The following is a 21,789-nucleotide window of genomic DNA, read 5'->3' on the forward strand; positions in this document are numbered from 1 at the left end:
CCAGGATTTGCCTCGATAGTGCGCGCTTTCACCGATCGACGCCAATCCCTGTACGTTCAGTTGCCCGGGTATCTATTGGTAATTGCACTGATCGAGCCGTAAATAACCCGTGACCACCTGGCTGATATCACCGGCCTCGTCATTGTGGATCACCATGACCCCGGGCCGACGCAGCTGCATCAGGAGCTCGTTGCTCAGGCGAAAGCTTGCCTGCAAGCCATGGTCACCTACCACCGGTGCCGCTTTTCGGCGACGCGCGAAGCCTTTGCTCCTGCGCTGCTGGTAACGGGCCCAGGCAATCAGCAGCACGGCATTGAGCAGGGCGACCCAGACGTAGAGTTGCAACGTACCGAGGGCGTCGAGCACCGAGACTTCAATGCGCGGTCCAGTGTGTGTATTGAGCAACGGCCACAGGCCGCGCACCAACAGGTAGCTCAGGCCGACCCAGGCCAGCAGCGTGAAAAAAGCGTCGAGCACGACCAGGAAAGGCCGTTGCCGGGTTCTGATGATTTTCATTGTTCGAGCACCTCGTCATCGTCGTCGTTCAGCGGTTTGATCCCACGATCCGGGCTGACCCAGCGCGCGCGCTTCTGGTGTTGACCAAACAGCACCTTGGGGAAGCTCACCAGGGTCGTCAGCAGGCTGATGAACCAGAACACCAGGGGATACCAGACCACCCAGAACATGGTTTTCCACAGGCCCCGCTCGTAACGCCGGTCGATCAGAATGCTGACCGCGAACTGCAGCAGGCAGACCATCGCCAGCACCAACCCGGTGAAGGCCGGTGGCAACAAGTGATGCACGGCAATGGCTTCGGGCATTTCGACGAATTTGCCGACGGCCCAGAAAATCACCGAGAGCAGGAAGGTGAAGGCCCAGCCGGTGGACAGGCAGTACTCGAACAGCAAGGGCCAGAGATAACGATGGCGGTATTGCCAGATGCCGCGGATGTTCTTGAACAGCACCTCGGCACCGCCCTGCGCCCAGCGCAGCCGCTGCTTCCACAAACCTGCGAGAGTTTCCGGCATGAGGATCCAGCACAAGGCGCGCGGTTCGTAGAAGATGCTCCAGTGATCCAGTTGCAGCTTCCAACTGATGTCGATGTCTTCGGTGATCATGTCCGGGCTCCAGTAGCCAACCCGATCCAGCGCCGAACGACGGAATGCGACAATCACCCCTGACACCGTGAAGATCCGTCCGAACACCCGCTGCGTGCGCTTGATCAAGCCGATGATCGACGAAAATTCACCCACCTGGACCCGTCCCACCAGGGTCGAGCGAGTGCGAATCCGCGGGTTGCCGGTCACTGCACCGAGCCGGGCGTTGTCCAGCATCGGCGCCACCAGGTAAGCCGCAGTGTCCGGTGCGAGCAACGCATCACCGTCAATGCACACCAGGTACTCGCTGCGCGCAGCGATGGCTCCCATGCGCAGGGCCACCGCCTTGCCCTGGTTCTGCGCCAGATGCAGTACGCGCAATCGCGGGTCCTGCAGCGCCAGGGCATCGAGGACGGCAGCGGTGTTGTCGCTGGAGCCGTCATTGATGGCGATCACTTCGATGTTCGGGTAGTGCTGGCCTAATGCGGCATGAATGGTATCGGCCGCATTGTCACCCTCGTTGTAGCAAGGGATCAGGATCGAAATCAGCGGTTCACCGGTCAGCGGCGGTGGCAACGTGTCTTTGCCCCAGGGCCAGTGACGTTCCCAGTGCAGCCAGAAATACAGGCCGCCGGCGATCCACAGTCCGGACATGAACAGCGGATAGAAAAACACGAAGTCCATCAAAAATTGCCCGGTAACCAGGAAAATCACGCCCAGGGGAATCCCCAGCACGATCGCCAGTACCAACACGGCTAGCAGTCTGTCCAGCATGTCAGCGATTCCACTTGTTGGAGAGCGCAGGGCGCACGGTTTTCAGGTCCGGCTGGTTCTCGAGGAAGTTGTCGGGGTAGTAGCCAAAACTCGTGGCACCCTCGCGCTTGAGACGCGCCATCCAATCCGCCAGTTGTTGACCGCTCAGCGGCGCGGACGCATCGCTGCGGTTCCAGTCGCGGGCCTGCAGTTCGAACACCGTGCGCTGCAAGGCGCCGGGGCGGGACTTGACCGTGGCCACCAGGGACTCCAGCCAGGCACCGGACTGCTCATGGGTCTTGCCCTCCATCAGCGGCATGGCCATGGGGGCAGTCCAGTCGTAGGCGCCGAGGAAATCATCGAGGTTCTGCGCGAACCAGGCTTCGCTCGGCGGATTGAGCATCGGCTCGGCGAACAGGTTGCGCGCTGTGCGCACCTGCGGCCCGCGGATGGCGCGGACCCTGGCGGTGAGTTCGTGGGTGAAGTCGATCAGGTAGCGACTCTTGAAACGCGTCCAACGCTGCATCGTGGCCGGATCGCCACGCAGTTGGGCGATCGATCCCGGCAAGCCGTTGGCGGCATAGACCTGCAAGGCTTGTGGACTGGCGTCTTCGAAATCCGAGAGCAAGGCGTCATCGTGGTAGAGAATGCCGTCGACCGAGGTCAGGCGCGCCACGTCCTCATAGAGCTCGCCGATGATCCGTCGCACGTTGGGATCGAACGGCGACAGGCGTTGGTACTGGCCAGGATCAACCGAGGCCTGGCCGCTGTCGGGATCCCAGCGGGTCACCCGAGGCAAGGCGGGATCGAGGGCAAAGCTGAGCACCGGCATCCAGGCAAAGACTTTGACGTTGGCCCGGGTGCGCAACTGCCAGGCGACGCGATCGAAGAGGTCGGCGCGCACCGGCAGATGGCGGTTGGGGAAGTACAGCGAGTGCACCAGCCCATCGCCCTTGGGATCGGCGAACGCTTGCAGGAACACCGTGTCCGCGCCCATGTCGGCCATGCGCTGGATCAGCTTGCCAAGGTTGCTGTCCTGCTGCGCCGGGTCAGGGTCGTAGACGTTATCCAGATCGACATGCACCACGCGCATCGGCGCCTTCGATTGCACGCCGACGATGCTGTTGGCGAAATGCTCGCCGTCCGGGTCCGAGGCCACCAGATAACGCGGGCTGCTCATCAGGTCAGCCAGGCTGTCGAGACCGTCGTCGAGGGTCAACGCCATCTGGTAGCCCTGCTCGTCCACCACCTGTAGCGCGCTACCGTCGGCGGCGCCGTACGGCCAGACCCAGACCCGTGGCGCGTAGCCGGTGACAGCGCGAATTTTCGCCGAGATAGCAACCACGTCACTGCGCAAACGAGCCTGGAACTCGGCCTCTGTCTCGTAACGCTGAGTCAGCGCGTCGTAGCGACGGGTCGCCGCCGCTGGCTGCAGGTTTCCTTGCGGGTTGGCCAGCACGCCCTTGTGACTGGCATCGGTGTGGGCGGCAATTTCCACCAGGCCGGAACGCGAGACTTCGCGAATCTGCTCCCAGGTCAGGAAGTCCGAGCGCTGGCGTGGAGTACCGGCAAAATCCACCGGTTGATTGAGCGGTGTGTCGATCCAACTGCCGACCGGAGCCAGCAAGGCAGGCCAGCGATAAGCACGCAGCACCGGCATGACCCGGGTATAGAAGCTCGAATAGCCGTCATCGAAACTCAGCAGGATCGCCTTGGCCGGCAGCTCGGGGCCACCCTTGCGGGCCGCCATGATCTGGTCGACGGTCACCGCCTGGTAGTGATTTTCCCGCAGCCAGGCCAATTGCTCGATCAAGCGTTCGGTGCGCACAGCGACCACCGCCTGGTCGGGATCGCGGTCCTCGACATCGTGATAGGCAATGCCCAGCACATGGTTTTTCGGCCAGGGCTGTTCACTGGCTGCCAGCGGTCGTTGTGAGGGCGGCACAAATGCTGGGGCCTGCTGGGCGCAGGCGGTGAGCAACAGGACCCCCTGCAGCAGGATGCAACGTGTGATTGCAAGCATGGGCAAACTCTTCTAGAAGCGGTAGGTGAGGTCGATGATCAGGCGCAGATCGCTCTCGCGATCGCCGTCATAGGGCCGGTTGAGCCAGCTCAACGCGGCACCCGCCTCGAATACGTCGTTCCAGCTGACGCGCTGGCCGTAACTGAGCAGACCGATGGCCCCCGTGCCGTAATCACGCTGGCTGTAGGTACCGGCACCGGCCTGGAACTGCTGGCTCCAGGCGGTTTCGTAACGGTGATAGAGCACGTGATTGGCGCTTAGCGTCGGCAGCACGCTGAGGTCGGACTTCGGATTGAAATACGGCACATCGGCGTTCTTCGAGTTGTGGCTGCTGCCCACTTCCAGACCCGCATCGACTTGCAGGCCTGGCGTGCTGTACACGCCCTCGCGCCCCGTCAACAACGCCTCTAACCGGCGATTGCCATCACTGAAGCGCGACGGGCTGAGCGCCAGCTGCCACTCACGACTTTCATTGCCACGCCAGCGCAGGAAAGCACTGCCGCCATTGGCCGTGATGTCACTGTTCAGGGCCCGTAGCGGCGTATTGGCCGACAGGTAGTCGAGGCTAGCGCCGTACTGCCAGTGATCGTCGATGTCACGAGCCGCCGCCAGGCGTGCACCGGTCTTGTTGCCATAGCCGTACGAGTGATTGGAGATTTCCGCTTCCAGGGTCATGTCGCGCGTCCGCCGCTCCACACCCACGCGCTGCCAGCGATGGTGACCGGTGCCTTCCTGGAAGTCGCCGGTGGCGTAGCCGGCACCACCGAACAGTCGCCAGTCCTCATCGATCGGTGGGCTATAGAGCACTGTTTCAATGCCCAGGTCGCGGCTGCCGTTGACCGCGCCGGCACCGCTGTCCGCGCCGCCGTAACTCTTGCCGCCATAGGCCGAGACCCGCAGTTCAGCCATGTCATGAACTTCACGCAGACGCTGCAGACGCTGGACCTGGCGGTTGTCCGGGTAGCGCGCCACCACGTCGTCGGTCAACGCATCCAGTTGCCGCCACTCCTGCAAGTCCAGTGCGGTATAGCCCTGCCCGACTTCCAGGCCAACGTCGCGTGGCGCCATGCTTTCGGTTTCCTTGAGCTGGGATTCCGCACGACGCGGCCAGTCACGGGCGCGGTACAGGTCTGCCTGGGCCAGGCGCAAGCCGATATTCCCCGGACCCTGTTCGACCAAGGCCGCCAGGCGCTGCTCGGCCCCGGGCAAATCCGCCCCATAGGTGCCGGCCTGGGCCGCCAGTTGCTGCGCATCCATCCACTCATCATTGGGGTTGCCCACCGGCAAGCCCTTGAGCTCGACGCGTGGACTCTGGCTCTGGGCCAGGCTGTCGGCGAGCTCGCGCGCTTGTTCCGGTTGATCGTTTTCCAACAGGGCGTAGTACAGCGCCGTGCTGTCTTCCAGGCGATCACCCTGGTCGGCATCGGGTGCCGCCAGAACCTGGCCGTACATATCGACGGCCACTTCCGGTTGACGCTGATCCAGATAGGAGGCGGCCACCCAGCGCAGCGCATAGGTGGGAATGGGTACACCTTCGCCAATCAGTTGTTGGTAGTCATGGATAACCTCGGCGGTACGCGCACGCGCCTTGAGCGCACCCAAGCGGTCGATACGCCAGCGCCGCACGTCATCGTGTGCCTGGGCGTCGGCGCTCCAGGTTCGGATGAGCTGGTCGTAGTCGGCCAGGGCACGGTCGGCAATAACGTAGCGCTCCTTCTCGCTGCGCGTGGCCAGCTCCGCCAGGCGCACCCGCTCGGCCGCCACATCGCCCTCGATACGCCGCAACAGTGTCGGCTCGATCAACCCCGGGCGCTGACGCGCCAGGCGTAGCGCCGGTTCCGGTAAACGCGCACGCTGCAGGGCGAACACATATTCGCGGGCGACTTCAGGCGTGCTCCCGGCACGAACGAATGCCTGGTCGTACTCGAACAAGGCGTCGTAGGTCGCCCCTGCGCGGGTAAGGGCATAGGCCAGTGCCAACCGGCGATGCGGATCCCCGGGCTTGGCGGCCACCAATGCTTTGGCGCGGTTGACCGCGTCACCCGGTTGACCGGCATCGGCCTGAACCAGCGCCAGCCCCAGCTGCACGTCGGCGTTATCGGGGTCGCGCTCCAGCGCCCTGCGATACAGCGCGGCGGCCTCATCCCAGCGCTGTAGATTGCGGTAGGCACGCGCGGTGGCGGTCAGCGCCTGGAGGGGCAGTTGCCGCTGGCGGGCCTGGGTTTCATAAACCTTGACGACTTCGCTGTCGAGGCCCGCCCAACCGGCGATCTGCAGATGATCGCTGAGCTGGCCTGTGGATAACTGATTGCCGGGAACCTGGCGCAGCACGCTCAATACCGGCCCGTAGTTGCCCGCACGGGCCTGGCGCACCAGGTCATCGTATGCCGTGTCGGCAACCGCCAGGGTCGGCCAGAGCAACTGGCTGCACAGCGCTACGCGAACAATCGGGCGCAGGTGGGGATGGAGGGTACGCAACATTCGCAGGTTTCCTGTACGAGGAAAGCTGGAGCGATGGGTTTTCCCCCTGATGGCAACACCATCAGGCGGCCAGTGCCTGATGACACGGCCAAGCTATCCTGCGATGCAGTCTTCCATGGCGAGGGTAGGCAAAAGACGAATCCGCATATTTCTTCAGAATCGTCCTACAAAACAAAACGCCCGACCGTGCGTAAGCACAGGCCGGGCGTTTGGGTGAGGCGGTGGTGCCAGTGGCTTACTGGACTTCGCCCGGGGTCCCGAGCTTGCTCATGACGAAAGCGACAAACTCCTCGACGGTCATTTTCTGGCCGTTGAACTCCACCTGGTTGTTGGCGTAGTGCAGCTTGGACACGACGTTGTTGCCTTCCAGCGTCGCCAGTTGGGTGCCGACCGCCATGCTGCTGAACATATCACTGGTGGCCAGGGCTTCTTCGGCAATGGCCTTGGCGTCTGTCTGGCCTTCGACCAGGGCCTGCACACTCACAAGGTCAGTGATCATCGGCTTGGAGACCTGCAGGTTGAAGTCCAGCAGGGCAATCAGCTCGCGCACCATTTGATCGGTCGGCTGGTCCATCGACTTCGGCTTGGTCAGGTCGAGCACCAGGCTGGCCTTGCTTTCACCGTTGGCGGTGGTGAACGAGAGGTTCTCCAGGGCGATTTGCGGCTGGGCGGCCAGCAGTTTTTCCAGGTCAGCCTTGGCCTGGGCCTCCTCGGCTTCGCTCAGTTGCAACTCCGGCACGGGTTGCCCTGCTGCAGCGGCTGCGGCGGCGGCCTCCTCGTACGGCTGCAGTTTGGATTGATAGATCTGCACCAGCGACAGCGTCGACGGGATGTCGAGATTCTTCATGCTCCAGGCCATTTTGGCCGAGCCGAGCGCTTTGTCGTTGAGGGTGATTTCGGCAATCTTGTAATCGGCACGGCCCGCCGCGTTGCTCCCCGATTCGCTGGTGGCGGTCTTCATTTCCAGTTTCTTCAGGTGCAGCACCGCCTGTTTGTCACCGAACGTGGTTTTGCTGCTGCTGACCTCGACGGTGTTATCGCCCAGGTAATAGCCGAAGCTGCTTTTAGTCAGGTTGCTGGCCAGGGTCAGGCCGTTGAGTTCGACTTTGACCGGCGACTGGTCCTCGGCGACGCTGGTCAGCGTCAGGCTGTCCATGTAACCGTTGGCCTTGACCTTCTGCGCCTCGGCGCTGGCCGAGACCTCAAGGTTGAGCCCGGAAAACTTCAGCGTCGACTGGTCGTCGAGCACGGTGTCGACAGGCAACAACTCAAGGGTGCCGTTGGTGGCGCGGTCATAGCCAAGGTTGATCACACCCTTGAGCGGCGACACGTCCTTGGTGGCGGCGAACCATTTGGCGGTCAGCGGGGTTTTTTCCAGGGAGTAGTGACTGGTGGCCATGACCGGCAGCCATTTCAGCGATACCAGCCGCGAGAACGGCAGCGGGCCGTGTTCGATATGGTCGGTGAACAGCAGCTCTACGCCATCGGCGTGTTCGCCAAACATCTCACCCTGGCCCTTGAGGCGGTAACGGGCGGTGCTGCTGAACAGCTGGCGATCCAGCGACACCAATTCCAGGGTCGCGGTGCCGTTGGAGCCGACCATGGCCGCTTGCAACTGCTGGTTGGCGTCGGCGATGGACGTCTGCAACACCCCTTCCAGCTTGGTGCCGGTGTACCACGCGCCGCCGGCACTGATTGCACCAATGGCCACTACGATTCCAAGAAGCACACCTGCTGATTTATTCATGAAATACCTGTTCATTGTCCGTTGTTGAAAGGGTCGTCTTCCCTGAACCCATGACAGGCCGTGGCGCGACTTCGTTCAAATTGCGCAGCAGATTAGCATTAGCGGTCTATGGCAACCCAATGAATAAGGGTTAAAGAGTGTCCAGTGACCACGACCAGTCGCGGCCACACCCCAACCGTTGCAGGAGCGGCTTGTGCCTCAGGAATACTCCGTTTCCATCTCGTCGAGCTGATGATCAAAGCTTTTCAGGCGCGCGGTCCAGGTGTACACCAGCACCTCGAAGTCACGATTGATCACCGTGCCGTCCGGTGAATCGAAGCGTGGGTCGCAGACATCCAGCTGGTAGCGTTCGCGGGCCATGGCGGTGGCGACGTCAGCGAGTTCCCGGGCGTTGTTCAGCCAGTGCCAGCCTTCGCCGGTCACTTGCTGGTCGAGGGCCCGGCATTGCACCTTGAGCGCTTCGAGGCTTTTTTCCAGCGGGGTGCCGGTCAGTTCGCCCATGACTTCCTGGAAGGTGCGACCCGGCTGCCAGTAGCTGCCCCAGAAATACCGGTCGAACACCGTTTCGACCCGGCGCAGCGCCACCTTGGTGTCCCAGATCTGCACCAGGGTCTTGCCTTGTTCGAGTTGTTTTTTCTTGATCCGCTGGCCTTGCAGCGAGGCCCAGGCGACCACCGCGATCGACAGTACGCCGATCATCGCGCTGGCACTGTCGAGAAAGAGTAGGGCCTTGTCGAGCTGGTGAGCCAGCATGACGCCATAAAAATAGGTAGCAGACAGCAGCACCAGTGCGGCGATCGCGCACCAGAAGCCGGGAGCATAAGGGTTTTTCATTATTGGAATCCCCATGACCTGTGCGAGCCTTGATTGGCGGATTCGCCCGCGCGGATCCGACATCTCAAAGCATAGCAACGGCCTCAGGGTTTCGTTGGTTTTGCCGCTTGCGTTCGTCCGCTTTCCCAGCCGCCGCCCAGGGCCAGGAACAGATCGATCTGGCTCATGGCAACCTGGGTGTTGGCCATGGACACTTGCGCCCGTACGTCGGTGTAGGTGCGGGTGGCCTGCAGGTCGGCGAGGAACGATGCCCGACCGGCCTGGAAGAAGCGGTGCGTCTGGTCTGCCGCCACTTGCGCCGACTGCTCGGCGTCGGCCAGCGCATCGCGGCGCTGCAACAGCGCAGCGTATTGAGTGAGGCCGGTCTGGGTTTCGCGAATGGCGTTGAGCACCACCCCGTCGAAGTGTGCCAGTGCGCCCTGGCTCACCGCCTCGGCCTCATGCACCCGCGCGCGGGCGCCGTTGGTCGGCACGCTCCAGGTCAGCAACGGGCCGAAGCCCCAGCGATTGGTCTGGGACTCGCCCAGGTGATCGAGGATGCCGACGGTGCCCACAGTCGCCCCGATGCTGATGTCCGGGTACAACTGACCGGTGGCCACGCCAATTTCCGCAGTCGCCGCCGCCAGCCGGCGCTCGGCCTGGCGCACGTCCGGCCGCCGTTTGAGCAGCGTGGCACCGTCGCCCACCGGCAACAGTTGGGCGATCCTGGGCAGTTCGTGGCAACTGGCAGTGCCGGCCGGTAACTGGTCGACCGGCTTGGCCAACAGCATCGACAGGCGGAACAACCCGGCCTGGCGCGCCGCTTCATAGCGCGGCATTTCCGCGCGCAGGGACTTGAATTGGGTCAACGAACGAGTGACCTGGGTTTCGTCGCCGCGCCCGGCATCGCGCAGGCGCTGGATCAACTGGGTGCTCTGCCGTTGCAGGTCGAGAGAATGCTCGGCGATCTCGCGCTCTTCGTTGGCCGCGCACACCTGGGTGTAGGCACGCACCACATCGGCGACCACGGTGATGCGTGCGGTATCGGCCGCCGCCTGGGTGGCATCGGCATTGGCCTTGGCCGCTTCGATACCGCGCTGCAAGGTGCCGAACAGATCGAACTGATAGGACGTGGTCAAGGCCACGTCGCCGACGTTGGCCACCGGGACTTTTTCCGGCAGCAAGAAAGCTTCCCCGGATTCCTGCAAGCGTTGGGCGCCAAGCTTGACCCCACCACTCCAGCCACCGGCCGATTCGGCCTGCTCGACTTGCGTGCGAGCGCGAGACAGGTTGGCCGCCGCCACCCGCAAATCGGTGTTGGAGGCCATGGCCTGTTGCACCAATTGATCCAGGCGCGGGTCCTGGTACAGGCGCCACCAATCCGCCGGCACTGGTGCCGAGACCACGTTGTGCGCGTCGATTGGCAGATCGCCCTGCAAGTCCGCACGCTGCACCGCCGCGTCCTTGGGCACCTGGTAATCCGGGCCGACCACCTGGCAGGCCGACAGCAGCAGGCCCAAGCCCACCGTGACTAATCCGCCAGCGGTCTTCATTGGGCTGGCTCCTGGGCGGGCTGGTCGGCAATGATCGACACAGTGGCAGTGCGCCCGGCGATCATGCGGAAGTCCTGCGGCACCTCGTCAAAGGCAATGCGCACGGGAATGCGCTGGGCCAGCCGCACCCAACTGAACGCCGGGTTGACGTTGGGCAGCAGGTTGGCGCCGCTGCTGCGGTCGCGGTCTTCGATCCCGGCGACGATGCTTTCGACGTGCCCACGCAGGCGCGCGTTGTCACCGATCACCCGGATATCGACGCGCTGGCCAACATGAATGCCACCCAGCTTGGTCTCTTCAAAATAACCGTCGATGTGGAACGAGTTGCTGTCGACCACCGACAACACCGGGCGCCCGGCAGTCACGAACTCCTGCACCCGAGGCGCGCGGTCGTTGACGTAGCCGTCGACAGGGCTGCGGATCACCGAGCGGTCGAGGTTGAGCTGGGCGCTGTCCACCGCGACCTGGGCTTCCATCAGCGCCACCTCGGCACGGGCCACGCGCGACTGGCTTTCTTCCAGTTGTTCACCCGGCACCAGGTTGCCCAGGCCGCGGTTGCGCTTGGCTTCGCGCTGGGCCTGGGCCAGGGTTTCCTGACGGTCGGCAACAGCCGCCTTGGCCTGGCGCAGCGCCAGCTTGAAGCGGTCCGGGTCAATGGCGAACAACACCTGGCCACGCTTGACTGGCTGGTTGTCGCGCACCTCCACTTGCTGGATCAACCCGGAAACGTCCGGGGCGATCTGCACGATGTCGGCGCGAATGTGTCCGTCACGGGTCCACGGGGCGAACATGTAGTACGCCACCATGCGCCACACCACGAACACGGCCAGCGTCACGATCAGCAGGGTCAACACCACACGGCCAAGGGTCAAAAAAGGTTTTTTCATGTCATCAGGTATCGACTGATTGAGTCCACGGCGCCGAGCAGCAAGGCGTACAGACCCACGTTGAACAACGCCCGGTGCCAGACCAGGCGATAAAAGTGCAAGCGCGTCAGCACCCCGTGCACCAGCAGGTACAACACATAGGTAATGCCCATCAGCACCAGCAGGGTGGGCAGGAACACCCCGCTGACGTCCAGGTCACCGATCATAGAGGCGCTCCATCAATGCCATGGGGTAGCGGTTCTTCCAGCTCGCCCGTGCCGAGGAATTCCACGCCCGGCAACAGCGCCAGGCGCAGGCCACTGAGGGCATGCAACAGGTTCAGGCGGGTGTCATCGTCGCCTTGCAGGCCCTGGCCATTGAGCGCACGCCGGGCGCGGTCCATGGTCATCTGTAACGAGGCCGGGGCCGGCAGGCGTTCGCCGGCCTTCAGGCACGCCTTGAAGTATTCGCCGACCTCGGCCACCACCTGGCGCAACAGCTCATTGGGCACCCCCAGCACCCGTGGCGCGTAGGCCAGGATGTCCAGCAGGTTGAGCCCGACCCGCACTTCGCGCAGGGCGATGCCGGTGTCCTGGCCCGTCATGGCCAGGCGTGGCAGGTGCTGCATCAAGCGGTCAAGCATTTGCACCCCCAGTTTGCGGCTTTCGGCCAGGTTGGCCGGTTCCGTCATGCCGACGATGTCGTGCCAACTGAAGCGGGTCAGGCGCTTGGCCGCCAACTCCGAACCGAATGGCCGCGCCACCAGGGTCCAGACAAATGCAAACAACAAGCCGATGGGACCGGCCAGGTTGGAGTTGACGAAGCTCAGGAAGTCCGCGTCGTAGACGCCTTGCAGGCTGATGAACGACGAGGTGTTGACGATGGTCAGCAGCATGCCCAGGTAAAACGCCGGCTGCACCGTCAGGGTACCGACGACGATGTAGGGCACGGCGAACGCCAGCACCAGCATCGGGAAGTCATGCAGGTTGGGCAGGATCAGGAACAGGTAGAGGCTGGCGAATACCACTGACAATGCGGTCCAGAAGAAGAACCGGTAGATCTGTGGCGCCGGGTCGTCCATCGCCGCAAAGAAACTGCACGCCACCGCCGCCAGGATCACCGCGCTGCCGCCGTCGGGCCAGCCCAGCGCAATCCACAGCAGCGAGGCGACAATGATCGCCAGCACGGTGGAGGTCGCCGAGTACAGCATCAATCCCCGGTCGAGAAAGGGCGTCAGGCGCCCGAGACGCCAGTGCCGGTACACCGCCCGCCAGTTGTCCTGGTTATCGGTGTGAATCGCGTATTGCAGGCTGCGCAGGTCCTGCCACAGGTCGATCCACTCGCCCAGGCGGTACAGCGCGTTGGAAAACAGCAGTTGCTTGCGATCATCCAGGGCTTGCGCGCTGGGTTGCAGGGCCTGGAGTTGCGCGCGCAGGGCCTCCCAGCGCGCGACCGAGGCATCGCTGTACTCGAGCCATTGCAGGGATGAACTGAGGATCGGCGCAAACTTGTCGACCAACTCCGGGGTACGTCGCTGCAAGGCGTAGAGCGCATCGTCCAGGGCATCGATCACCGGCAGCAGGTGGATCATCCGCCCGCGCAGTTCCTTGATGTTGCGCACGGTTTGCGGCCGGGCACCTTCGTGGGGCAGTTGGCCGATCATCAGCTCCAGGGAGTTGAAGGTGGCAACCATCGAAGCCTGCAGCGCGCTGATTTCCCCAGGCTCGACCTCACGACTGAGGAAGCGCTGGCTATAGGTCACGGCGCTACCGAACCACTTGCTCACCGCGTCATCGAACACCGGGGCCAGGCGCCGGGGCCAGAACAGACTGCCCACCACCGCCGCGCAGACAATCCCGAGAAAGATCTCCTCAGTGCGCGCCTCTGCCACATCCCACACCGCCAACGGGTTATCCACCACCGGCAGGGCGATCAGCGGCAAGGTGTAACCGGCAAGCATCAGCGCGTAGCTGTTGGCGGTGCGCAGGTGCATGGAGAGGAACAACAGGGTGCCGGTCCACAACGCAATCACCACCACCAGCACATAGGGGCTCTGCACGAACATCGGCACGAACAGCAAGGCCGCCGCCGCACCGGTAAAGGTGCCGATGGCGCGGTACAGGGCCTTGGAACTGGTAGGCCCGACGAACGGGCTGGAAACGATGTAGACCGTGGCCATCGCCCAGTACGGCCGTGGCATCTGCATGAGCATGGCGATGTACAGCGCAATCATCGACGCCGAGAAAGTCCGTACCCCGTAGAACCAGTCGCGAGCCGGCGGCATCCCAGAAAAAAATCCGCTCAAGATGGGCTCACCGCTGCCTGCTCGGCGGTCTCGAACGCGCGAATCACCCGCAGCGCCGCTTCCAGGTCCGCCGCATCGATCCCTTCAAGCACCTCGCGGCGCAGGCGCACCAATTCCACCTCCACCGCTTGCACCAGCTCGCGACCGGAGTCGGTCAGGCTCAGGCATTTGGCGCGCCGGTCGTGGGTATCTTCGGTGCGGCAGACATACCCGGCATGGCATAACTGGTCGAGCAGGCGCACCAGCGAAGGACTCTCCATCCCCGCGGCCTGGGCCACGGTCACCTGGCGCACACCCTCACCCAGGCGCCCGATCATCAATAACGGGACAGCACAGGCTTCGGAGATACCAAAGTTGACCAGCGTGGTCTGGCAGATTTTGCGCCAATGCCGCGCGGCCACCACCATGGCACTGCTGATGTTCATTTGAAGGGCGTCGAGGGTCTGGGGCACAGGAGAATTCGCACACTGTTAGTTTGCTAACTATCAATATCGCACTGGAAGGGAAATCCAGTCAAGTTTTGAAACAATTTGCTGATCGGCAGCCAATTCACTCGTCCGCGTTCACCTTCACCCTCGCATTCGCCTGTAGCAGCTGCCGAGCTCCGCGAGGCTGCGCCCGAGGACAACGTCCTCGCTCGGTTCATGAGTAGATAAACTCTAGTCGACTTCTGGGACTGCTTCGCAGTCGAACGCAGCCTCGCGGATCTCGGCAGCTGCTACGGGGGTTATACCCCGCGGCCTTTGCGCAACAGCACGTTCAACTGGTCGACCACTTCTGCCCAGTCGGCGTCCTCGCGGATTTCTTCGCGCAGGAACTGCGCCTGGCTTTTAGTCCAGAAAAACGCGTCGGCCAGGTGCAGTTCCGGTTTGAGCGGCGAATGGGTGGCGATGAATTTATCGATGCTCTCGGCGTCATGCTCCAGGCCAAGTTGCTTGAACAGGTTGGGCAGGCTGTGGGTCGGTGCTTCCATGGGGACTCTCCTGGTGAAGGGGGTTAATGGCTCAGTTCGCAGATTTGTGCATGGGGCACCATTTTCAGGTACTGCACCATGCTCATGTGCAGCAGGTTGTTGTGGTTGCCGGCTTCAACGTAGATCTCTTTCTGACGAGTCAACAAGGGGTCGATGACCATGTCCAGGCCATAGGATTCGCCCAGGGCCGGCACAGCGCCGCGTTCACAGTCATTGAACAGGTGGGCCAGGGTGCTTTCGCGGGTGACCTGCCATTCGCCACTGCCGCGCACTTTGCTCAGGTCCAGGTGCCGGCTGGCCGGCAATACCGCCATCAAATAGTGCCCGTGATGGTCGTCGAGGATCACTGACTTGGCCACGCGCTCGGCCGGAATACCCGAGACGCGGGCGGTTTCCAGGCTGCTGGCCGAATGTGGGTGAGCCACCACGTCAAATTCACAGTGCGCCTCTTCCAGGCTGCGCTGTACGGTTCTTGCCATACGCATGATGCACCTCGGTGTCCGCAGCCCAGGCTGGCGGACCATGGTTAAACCTTCTGTTGTCACTTCAAAGTCTAGGCCGGCTGTTCAGCGGCGAAGGAAAATCTGCCCACTGGAGCAGTCGACCTGCACTGATCAAATTTCGTTCAACCCCAGGCTCAACTAGACTGTAGACAGGGCCTGCGTATGGCTCGCAGACGGACGACTCTCCCGGAGGGTCAAGTGAACATCGGTAGCTGGTGTGCGGTTGTGGTGTCGTCGGGTGTGAGCGCTTCAGTGTTCGCGGCGGACACGGTCATGCTGCTGGTGACCAACCCGTTCGCCGTCTGGCTGATGATGTTCGGGATCGCCTTTCTGGTGGCCGAAGCGTTGCTGCCCAATTACGGCGTGATCGGCCTGGGCGGCATCCTGATGTTCGTGGTCGGCGCGGTGATGTTGGCCAACAACGACGTGCCGACGCCACTGATCATCGGCCTGGCACTGATCAGCGCCCTGCTGTTGCTGGCCTTGCTGATCCACGCCCTGAAAACCCGTCCGCGGCACACGGTCAGCGGCGATACCGAACTATTTGGCAGCATCACCCAGGTGCTGGCCCTGCAGCCCGGCAGCGTCTACCACGGCTGGGTCCATCTGCAGGGCGAGCGCTGGCAGGTGCGCAGTACGACGCCGCTGCAACCGGGGCAATGGGTCCAGGTGGTGGCGCGCAAGGGGCTGATGCTGGAAGTGGCCGCGACTGACGCGGCGCCGCAGGGAGAATGACCATGGGCCTGCAACTGGGTTTTGCCGCGCTGCTGGTGCTGCTGATTGCATTGGCGGGGTCGACTTTTCGTATCCTGCGTGAGTACGAACGCGGGGTCGTGTTCCAGCTCGGACGCTTCTGGCAAGTCAAGGGGCCGGGGCTGATCCTGCTGATTCCGGTAGTCCAGCAGATGGTCCGCGTGGACCTGCGCACCGTGGTGCTCGATGTGCCCGCGCAAGATGTGATCACCCGTGACAACGTCTCGGTGAAGGTCAACGCGGTCCTGTACTTTCGTGTACTCGACCCACAGAAAGCCATCATTCAAGTCGAAGACTTCCTCATGGCCACCAGCCAACTGGCCCAGACCACCCTGCGCGCGGTGCTCGGCAAACATGAACTGGACGAGTTGCTGGCCGAGCGCGAGCGCCTGAACGTCGACATCCAGCAGGTGCTGGACGCGCAAACCGATGCCTGGGGCATCAAAGTGGCCAATGTCGAGATCAAGCACGTCGACCTCAACGAATCGATGATCCGCGCCATCGCCAAGCAGGCCGAAGCCGAGCGGGAACGCCGGGCCAAGGTGATCCACGCCGAAGGTGAACTGCAAGCCTCGGAAAAACTCATGCAGGCCGCCGAAATGCTCGGCCGGCAGCCGGGCGCCATGCAATTGCGCTACATGCAGACCCTGAGTTCGATTGCCGGGGACAAGAGTTCGACCATTGTCTTCCCGCTACCGATCGAGTTGCTCAAGGGCATGGCGGACTTGTCCTCCAGGGGCTGAGGGCAACCGGCTTTGGCTCAGCCATGCCCCTGGCCGGCAGCCTCGACCTGCGCCAGCGGATACACCGACTGCCAGCCGCCGCCCAGCGCCTTGTACAGCCCGACCATGGCCAGTGACACGCTGGTCGCGCTGTCCACCAGTTGTTCCTGGGTCGCCAGCAGCTCGCCCTGCACGGTCAAGACGTTGACGAAGTCCACCACCCCTTCGACGTACTGCTGTTGGGCGGTGCGCAGGGCGATCTGGTTTTGCCGTACCGCTTCGGCGAGGCTGTCGCGGCGCAGTTGGCTGGCGTTGTAGCGGGTCAACTGGTCGTCGATTTCATGCCAGGCGCGCAACACGGTTTGCTGGTAGGCCAGCGCCGCTTCCTGCTGTTGTGCCTCGCGCAACTCAAGCATGCCGCGCAGGCGACCGCCATCGAACAGCGGCACGCTGAATTGCGGCCCGATGCCAAACTGGCGTGAGCCCCAGGAGCCGAAATCGCTCAATTGCATGGCCTGGGAGCCGAAGTTGCCGGACAGGGTGATACGAGGGTAAAAATCGCCCTTGGCCACGCCGATGCTGGCCGTGGCAGCGTGCAGGCGGGCCTCGGCCTGGCGGATATCGGGGCGACGCTCGGCGAGTTGCGAGGGCAAGCCGATCGCCACCTGACGCGGGGTCTGCGGCACCGGGCCGTCTTGCGCCAACTCGGCCTGTAGGGCTTGCGGCCGCTCGCCCAGCAACAGGCTCAAGGCGTTGATCAGTTGCGCCTGGCGCTGCTGCAACGCCGGCAGGCGCGCTTCGATGGCGGCCACCTGGGCAGCCGCTTCAGCGACGTCCAGGTCAGTGGCCACGCCGTCGGCCAGGCGCAGTTGCGACAACTTCAAGCTATGCCGGGCGACCTCGAGGTTTTGCTCGGTGACCGCACGGGTGCTCTGCACGCCACGCAACTGGATGTAGTCCTGGGCAATTTGCGCCAACACCGAGAGCAGCACGCCACGGCGATCGTTTTGCGCCACTTCCAGGGTGGCGTCGGCGGCTTCGGTCTGGCGCCGCACGCGGCCCCAGAAGTCCAGCTCCCAGGAGGCGGAGAAACCCGCCTCCCACAAACTGAACGCTGAGTTGCCATTGTGCCCGGACGGGTCGTTCAGCCCTTCGCCGCTGTTGCGTTTACGGGCGTAACCGCCCGTGGCAGCGGTGCTGGGGTACTGCTCGGCCGTGACCACCTGGCGCACCGCCAGGCTTTGTTGCAGGCGACTGCTGGCCAGTTGCAGGTCAAGGTTGTCGGTCAACGCGCGACGGCTGAGGGCGGACAGTTGCGGGTCAGCAAACACCTCCCACCAGCGCTCATCCATTTGCGTGCTCACCGCCTCGCTGGCCGCCGCCTTTTGCGCTTTCGACCACTGCTCGACCTGGGGTGCCTGCGGCCGGACAAAGTCCGGACCCAGGGTGCAGGCGCTCAATGACAGCAGGCCCAGGGCGAGCAACAGGAGTTTGTGGGGAATGCCATGGCTCATCGCTGCGTCACCTCGCGCACGCTGCTCTGCGAGCTTGTGGTGTCAATGCTGGCTTCCACCGACATGCCGACACGCAACCGCTGGGCCAAAGGCTGGCCCGGGTCGAGGATGATTTTCACCGGAATACGCTGCACCACCTTGGTGAAGTTACCGGTGGCGTTGTCCGGCTTGACGGCGGCAAAGGTCACCCCGGTCGCCGGCGCAATGCTCTCGACCCGCCCGGTCAGGGCTTCGCCGCCCAGGCTGTCGACGTGCACCACGACGTCCTGCCCCGGCTCTACATCGGTCAGTTGGGTTTCCTGGAAGTTGCCCAGCACATAGGCCTGCGCCAGCGGCACCACGGCGAGGATCTTGCTGCCCGGGGTGACGTAAGCGCCAACCCGCACTGCGCGCTCGCCGACCATGCCGTCCACGGGGGCGACGATGCGCGTATAGGACAACTGGAAGCTGGCCATTTCCAGGTCCGCCTGCGCCCGCTTGAGCCCGCCTTCGGCGGCGTCGCGCTGGGCCGTGAGGATCTCCACTTGCTTGCGTTCCGCCGCCAGCACCGCCGTGGCATTGGCCAACCGAGCGCCCGCCTGGTCGATCCGGGTGCGCGCCTGCTGGGCGTTCTGCACGGTGCCGGCGCCGACACCCGCCAAGTGGTTGTAGCGATTCAGTTCATGCTCGGCGAAGGCCTGCTCCGCCTTGGCGGCCACCACCGTGGCCTGGGCCTGGGCGATCACTGACGCCTGGCGCTCAAGGGTCGCCCGGGCGTTTTGCAGTTGCGCCCTGGCCACCAGCGTATCGGCATCGGCGGCTTGGGCGGCGGCGCGAAAGTCGCGGTCATCGATCAGCGCGAGCAATTGCCCGGCCTGGACCCGCTGGTTGTCTTCGACCAGCACCTCCTTGATGAATCCGGCCACGCGTGGCGCCACCAGGGTGAAGTCGGCACTGACAAACGCGTCATTGGTGCTCTGCTGCGGCTTCTTGCCGAATACCCCGGGGGCCAGCAGGTAGACCAATACGCCCACCGCCAACACCGCGGTGGTGGCGCCGGTGAGTTTTTGCTTGCTAGAGATCGTCATAAAAACCTTCTGTTTCAGTCAACATTCAAGTGGGTGCGCGCGGCGGATACATCCGCGTCGGCAGCCAGAAAATCAGCAGGATCAGCGCCAGCGCGATCCCGGCCATGCACAGGTACAAGTCCGCAGAAGTCAGCACCACGGCTTGCTGGTGCAGGCGCCGCGCCAGGCTGGCGCTATCGCCACCGACCAGGGGTGAGTTGCCAAGGCGGTCCACCAGCATCGTCGAGTGAAAATGCAGGCGCACCGTGGTCAGGGTTTCCAGCAAGCCGGTGGCGAGCACCGCCGAGAGGCCTTTGACGGTGTTGAACCAGGCCGAGGCGAAGGGGCCTTCCATCGGGCTGATACTGCCGGTCGCGAGCATCAGCAACGGCAGCACCGACATCGGCTGGCCGAAGATCTGCAGCAATTGCAGCAGGTAGAAATCGTCGCGGATCCACACCGAGGTCAGCTGCGAACCACCGATGCAGGACAGCGCCAGCATGCCTAGGCCGATGCCCAGTACCCAGCGACAGTCGACCCAGCGCTGGTTGCACAGCGCCGCGACCAAGGGCAGCGCGATCAGTTGCGGGGCGGCCATCAACAGCATCACCGGGGCGGTCTGGATCGGCCGGTAACCCTGGACCTGCGCCAGGTAACTGGAGGGGATGATGATCACCGCCAGCAGCACCACCAACACCCCGGCCAGGGTCAGCAAGGAAAAGCTCAGGTTGCGGATGCCGAGCATCTGCAACTTGAAAAACGGCACCGGCTGCGACCATTCGTTGAACAGGAACAGCACCAGCAACACCACGCCCGCACCCAACAGCCAGCAGATCAAGCTCGACTCGAACCAGTCCAGGCGATTGCCTTGCAGGATGCCGATCACCAGCATGCAGATGGCCGGAAACCCCAGCAGCAGGCCACGCCAGTTGAACTGCCTGAAGCGCTCCAGGCGCAGCGGGTCCTGCGGCAAACCGTAGGCCACCGCCGCCATCGCCAGCAGGCTCGGCACGATGATCTGCCAGAAGGTCCAGTGCCAACTCACATACTCAGTCCACAGGCCCGCCAACGGCGTGCCCAGGCCAGGGCCGAAGGTGGCCGTCAGGGCATAACCGGCCAGGCCGTAGAGTTTGATGTTGGCCGGCAGGAACCGCAGGGCGACGGTCATCAACATCGGCGGCAACGCGCCACCGGCCAGGCCTTGCACGGTGCGTAGCAGCAGCAGGCTTTCATAGGTGGGCGCGAACGGGATCAGTAACCCCAACAGGGTGAACAGGCCAATTGCACACAAGGTGAAACGACGCAGGGAAAAGGTCACCGAGCACCAGGGGGCGAACGCCATCGCGGCCACGGAGGTCGCGGCGTAGCAGGCGACGAGCCAGGTGCCCTCGTCGTAACCGATCGCCATGGCTCCGCGGATATCGGCCAGGGCGACCTTGGTCACCATTTCATTCAGGCCCGAGACCAGCACGGCCAGCAACACGCCAACCAGGCCGATGATGATGCGCGGCCCGAACGTCGGCGGCGCCACCACCTTGGGGGTGCTGGCCGCCTCGATCGGGGCAGGGACAGCGAGGGAAGTCATGGCAGGAACAGCTCCAGATATCAGAAATACCGGAGCAGTTTAGAAAGACCGACAGCTGACGAAAACTGACTTATTGACAGCTTATAAGTGCGTCGGACGCAGCAATGCCATGACCCCTATCACACACTCCTACCCGGGCGGCTGGGCTGCCTGCCAGGTCTCTGCGCAACTGGTCTTGACCATTTCGCGCAACCAGCGATGGGCCGGGTCCTTGTCGTAGCGCGGGTGCCAGGCCTGGGTCAGCATCAGCGTCGGCAGCGCGATCGGCAGGGTAAACGAGCGCAGGCGCAAGCCCAGGCGGGCGACACTGAGCAACGCTTCCTTGGGTACCGGCAGGATCAGGTCGGAATCGGGCAGCACGAACATCGCCGCGTGGAAGCTCGGTGCGATCAAGGCCACCCGCCGCTCCAGCCCCAGGGCATTGAGCGCGGTATCGATCGGCCCGCGGGCGATACCGCGCCGAGACATGCTGATGTGGGAAAAACTGGCGTAGCGCTCGGCGCTGATCTCACCCTCCAGCAGCGGATGACCTTCGCGCACCAGCCCGACAAAGTGCGTGGTGAACAGGTTCTGCGCTTTCACTTCCGGGGTGCGCGGGCGGGTGTTGCTGATCATCAGGTCGATCCGCCCCTCGCGCAGCGCCTCATCGTCGCCATCGCCTTCAGGCACAAAGCGCAACTCGCAGTGGGGTGCCTGGCGATTCAGCGTATCGATCAAACGCCCACCGTAGACCCCGACGAAAAAGTCGTTGGCGCGCACGCTGAACCGCCGACGCAGGGTGCTGAGGTCCACCTCATCGGCCGAGCGGAACAGCAGTGCCGCCTGCTCGACCAGGTCCCGCACCTGGGCCCGCAACTCCAGGGCCTTGGGTGTCGGCACCAGGCCACGCCCCGCACGCACCAGGATCGGGTCGCCGAGCGCTTCGCGAACCCGGGTCAGGGTCCGGCTCATGGCCGCCGGGCTCAGGTTCATCCGTCGCGCGGCTCCCACCACGCTGCCTTCGTCGAGCAAGGCATCGAGGGCGACCAACAGGTTCATGTCCGGTAGCTGCATGC

Annotated in this window: 19 protein-coding genes; 2 read left to right on the plus strand and 17 right to left on the minus strand. The window is 63.6% G+C overall.

Annotated features, from left to right (window positions below; translation table 11 throughout):
* Positions 1-72: 72 nt before the first annotated feature.
* The 13 genes from pgaD to ACIOVD_RS05680 form a co-directional block, all read right to left on the minus strand.
* Positions 73-516 carry a poly-beta-1,6-N-acetyl-D-glucosamine biosynthesis protein PgaD gene (gene pgaD / locus ACIOVD_RS05620; protein ID WP_095170863.1) on the minus strand — a complete coding sequence of 148 codons (444 nt, stop codon included), beginning with the start codon at positions 514-516 and terminating at the stop codon, positions 73-75.
* A complete protein-coding gene (pgaC, locus tag ACIOVD_RS05625) occupies positions 513-1,871 on the minus strand; it encodes a poly-beta-1,6-N-acetyl-D-glucosamine synthase (protein ID WP_095170861.1) in 1,359 nt (452 codons plus the stop codon). The genes pgaD and pgaC overlap by 4 nt, the downstream gene beginning before the upstream one ends.
* A gap of 1 nt (position 1,872) precedes the next feature.
* Positions 1,873-3,873: a poly-beta-1,6-N-acetyl-D-glucosamine N-deacetylase PgaB gene (gene pgaB / locus ACIOVD_RS05630; protein WP_401126558.1), complete on the minus strand. Its 2,001-nt coding sequence runs from the start codon at positions 3,871-3,873 to the stop codon at positions 1,873-1,875.
* Between the two features lie 12 nt (positions 3,874-3,885).
* A complete protein-coding gene (gene pgaA, locus ACIOVD_RS05635; protein ID WP_401126560.1) occupies positions 3,886-6,354 on the minus strand; it encodes a poly-beta-1,6 N-acetyl-D-glucosamine export porin PgaA in 2,469 nt (822 codons plus the stop codon).
* 235 nt (positions 6,355-6,589) lie between these two features.
* Positions 6,590-8,101 carry a YdgA family protein gene (locus ACIOVD_RS05640; protein WP_401126562.1) on the minus strand — a complete coding sequence of 504 codons (1,512 nt, stop codon included), beginning with the start codon at positions 8,099-8,101 and terminating at the stop codon, positions 6,590-6,592.
* A gap of 198 nt (positions 8,102-8,299) precedes the next feature.
* Positions 8,300-8,935, minus strand: coding sequence for an NADH:ubiquinone oxidoreductase subunit N (locus tag ACIOVD_RS05645; RefSeq protein ID WP_159993054.1), 636 nt, complete (start codon positions 8,933-8,935; stop codon positions 8,300-8,302).
* An 83-nt stretch (positions 8,936-9,018) separates the two neighbouring features.
* Positions 9,019-10,467 (minus strand): efflux transporter outer membrane subunit, encoded by a 1,449-nt coding sequence (locus ACIOVD_RS05650; RefSeq protein WP_401126564.1) that lies wholly within the window; start codon positions 10,465-10,467, stop codon positions 9,019-9,021.
* Positions 10,464-11,354, minus strand: coding sequence for an HlyD family secretion protein (locus tag ACIOVD_RS05655; RefSeq protein ID WP_095170849.1), 891 nt, complete (start codon positions 11,352-11,354; stop codon positions 10,464-10,466). Before ACIOVD_RS05655 ends, ACIOVD_RS05650 begins: the two co-directional genes overlap by 4 nt.
* Entirely contained in the window at positions 11,351-11,560 is a 210-nt protein-coding gene (locus ACIOVD_RS05660) for a DUF1656 domain-containing protein (RefSeq protein WP_095170847.1), read from the minus strand. Before ACIOVD_RS05660 ends, ACIOVD_RS05655 begins: the two co-directional genes overlap by 4 nt.
* Positions 11,557-13,638: an FUSC family protein gene (locus ACIOVD_RS05665; protein WP_401126567.1), complete on the minus strand. Its 2,082-nt coding sequence runs from the start codon at positions 13,636-13,638 to the stop codon at positions 11,557-11,559. The genes ACIOVD_RS05660 and ACIOVD_RS05665 overlap by 4 nt, the downstream gene beginning before the upstream one ends.
* Positions 13,635-14,063, minus strand: coding sequence for a MarR family winged helix-turn-helix transcriptional regulator (locus tag ACIOVD_RS05670; RefSeq protein ID WP_095170843.1), 429 nt, complete (start codon positions 14,061-14,063; stop codon positions 13,635-13,637). The genes ACIOVD_RS05665 and ACIOVD_RS05670 overlap by 4 nt, the downstream gene beginning before the upstream one ends.
* Positions 14,064-14,365: 302 nt before the next feature.
* Positions 14,366-14,611, minus strand: a complete 246-nt coding sequence (locus tag ACIOVD_RS05675; RefSeq protein ID WP_095170842.1) for a DUF2789 domain-containing protein — start codon at positions 14,609-14,611, stop codon at positions 14,366-14,368.
* Positions 14,612-14,634: 23 nt separating this feature from the next.
* Positions 14,635-15,096 carry an aminoacyl-tRNA deacylase gene (locus ACIOVD_RS05680; protein ID WP_095170840.1) on the minus strand — a complete coding sequence of 154 codons (462 nt, stop codon included), beginning with the start codon at positions 15,094-15,096 and terminating at the stop codon, positions 14,635-14,637.
* 180 nt (positions 15,097-15,276) lie between these two features.
* On the opposite strand from ACIOVD_RS05680, the gene ACIOVD_RS05685 reads away from it, so the two are divergent.
* Positions 15,277-15,849, plus strand: coding sequence for an NfeD family protein (locus ACIOVD_RS05685; protein ID WP_401126570.1), 573 nt, complete (start codon positions 15,277-15,279; stop codon positions 15,847-15,849).
* Between the two features lie 2 nt (positions 15,850-15,851).
* Positions 15,852-16,610 (plus strand): slipin family protein, encoded by a 759-nt coding sequence (locus ACIOVD_RS05690; RefSeq protein WP_159993048.1) that lies wholly within the window; start codon positions 15,852-15,854, stop codon positions 16,608-16,610.
* A gap of 17 nt (positions 16,611-16,627) precedes the next feature.
* Here ACIOVD_RS05690 and ACIOVD_RS05695 read toward each other — a convergent pair whose 3' ends face one another.
* From ACIOVD_RS05695 to ACIOVD_RS05710, 4 genes are all read right to left on the minus strand, one after another.
* The gene (locus ACIOVD_RS05695) at positions 16,628-18,103 is read right to left on the minus strand and encodes an efflux transporter outer membrane subunit (RefSeq protein WP_401126572.1); all 1,476 of its coding nucleotides are present in this window, start codon (positions 18,101-18,103) and stop codon (positions 16,628-16,630) included.
* Positions 18,100-19,170, minus strand: coding sequence for an HlyD family secretion protein (locus tag ACIOVD_RS05700; RefSeq protein ID WP_320333370.1), 1,071 nt, complete (start codon positions 19,168-19,170; stop codon positions 18,100-18,102). The genes ACIOVD_RS05695 and ACIOVD_RS05700 overlap by 4 nt, the downstream gene beginning before the upstream one ends.
* Before the next feature lie 25 nt (positions 19,171-19,195).
* On the minus strand, positions 19,196-20,734 hold the full coding sequence (locus tag ACIOVD_RS05705) for an MFS transporter (protein WP_159993042.1): 1,539 nt from the start codon (positions 20,732-20,734) through the stop codon (positions 19,196-19,198).
* Positions 20,735-20,863: 129 nt separating this feature from the next.
* Positions 20,864-21,787 (minus strand): LysR family transcriptional regulator, encoded by a 924-nt coding sequence (locus ACIOVD_RS05710; protein ID WP_401126574.1) that lies wholly within the window; start codon positions 21,785-21,787, stop codon positions 20,864-20,866.
* Between the last annotated feature and the right edge of the window lie 2 nt (positions 21,788-21,789).

The sequence above is a fragment of the Pseudomonas sp. NPDC087626 genome (genome assembly GCF_044743405.1).
Taxonomy (GTDB): Bacteria; Pseudomonadota; Gammaproteobacteria; order Pseudomonadales; family Pseudomonadaceae; genus Aquipseudomonas.

Excerpts from the sequence above, each read along its gene's own strand:
- ACIOVD_RS05680 (WP_095170840.1), bottom strand. The coding sequence starts at position 15,096 with ATGCGTATGGCAAGAACCGTACAGCGCAGCCTGGAAGAGGCGCACTGT.
- ACIOVD_RS05695 (WP_401126572.1), bottom strand. The coding sequence starts at position 18,103 with ATGAGCCATGGCATTCCCCACAAACTCCTGTTGCTCGCCCTGGGCCTG.
- ACIOVD_RS05705 (WP_159993042.1), bottom strand. The coding sequence starts at position 20,734 with ATGACTTCCCTCGCTGTCCCTGCCCCGATCGAGGCGGCCAGCACCCCC.
- ACIOVD_RS05685 (WP_401126570.1), top strand. The coding sequence starts at position 15,277 with ATGGCTCGCAGACGGACGACTCTCCCGGAGGGTCAAGTGAACATCGGT.
- ACIOVD_RS05650 (WP_401126564.1), bottom strand. The coding sequence starts at position 10,467 with ATGAAGACCGCTGGCGGATTAGTCACGGTGGGCTTGGGCCTGCTGCTG.
- ACIOVD_RS05700 (WP_320333370.1), bottom strand. The coding sequence starts at position 19,170 with ATGACGATCTCTAGCAAGCAAAAACTCACCGGCGCCACCACCGCGGTG.
- ACIOVD_RS05670 (WP_095170843.1), bottom strand. The coding sequence starts at position 14,063 with ATGAACATCAGCAGTGCCATGGTGGTGGCCGCGCGGCATTGGCGCAAA.
- ACIOVD_RS05660 (WP_095170847.1), bottom strand. The coding sequence starts at position 11,560 with ATGATCGGTGACCTGGACGTCAGCGGGGTGTTCCTGCCCACCCTGCTG.
- pgaD (WP_095170863.1), bottom strand. The coding sequence starts at position 516 with ATGAAAATCATCAGAACCCGGCAACGGCCTTTCCTGGTCGTGCTCGAC.
- ACIOVD_RS05710 (WP_401126574.1), bottom strand. The coding sequence starts at position 21,787 with ATGCAGCTACCGGACATGAACCTGTTGGTCGCCCTCGATGCCTTGCTC.
- ACIOVD_RS05645 (WP_159993054.1), bottom strand. The coding sequence starts at position 8,935 with ATGAAAAACCCTTATGCTCCCGGCTTCTGGTGCGCGATCGCCGCACTG.
- ACIOVD_RS05675 (WP_095170842.1), bottom strand. The coding sequence starts at position 14,611 with ATGGAAGCACCGACCCACAGCCTGCCCAACCTGTTCAAGCAACTTGGC.
- ACIOVD_RS05655 (WP_095170849.1), bottom strand. The coding sequence starts at position 11,354 with ATGAAAAAACCTTTTTTGACCCTTGGCCGTGTGGTGTTGACCCTGCTG.
- pgaB (WP_401126558.1), bottom strand. The coding sequence starts at position 3,873 with ATGCTTGCAATCACACGTTGCATCCTGCTGCAGGGGGTCCTGTTGCTC.
- ACIOVD_RS05690 (WP_159993048.1), top strand. The coding sequence starts at position 15,852 with ATGGGCCTGCAACTGGGTTTTGCCGCGCTGCTGGTGCTGCTGATTGCA.
- pgaA (WP_401126560.1), bottom strand. The coding sequence starts at position 6,354 with ATGTTGCGTACCCTCCATCCCCACCTGCGCCCGATTGTTCGCGTAGCG.
- ACIOVD_RS05640 (WP_401126562.1), bottom strand. The coding sequence starts at position 8,101 with ATGAATAAATCAGCAGGTGTGCTTCTTGGAATCGTAGTGGCCATTGGT.
- pgaC (WP_095170861.1), bottom strand. The coding sequence starts at position 1,871 with ATGCTGGACAGACTGCTAGCCGTGTTGGTACTGGCGATCGTGCTGGGG.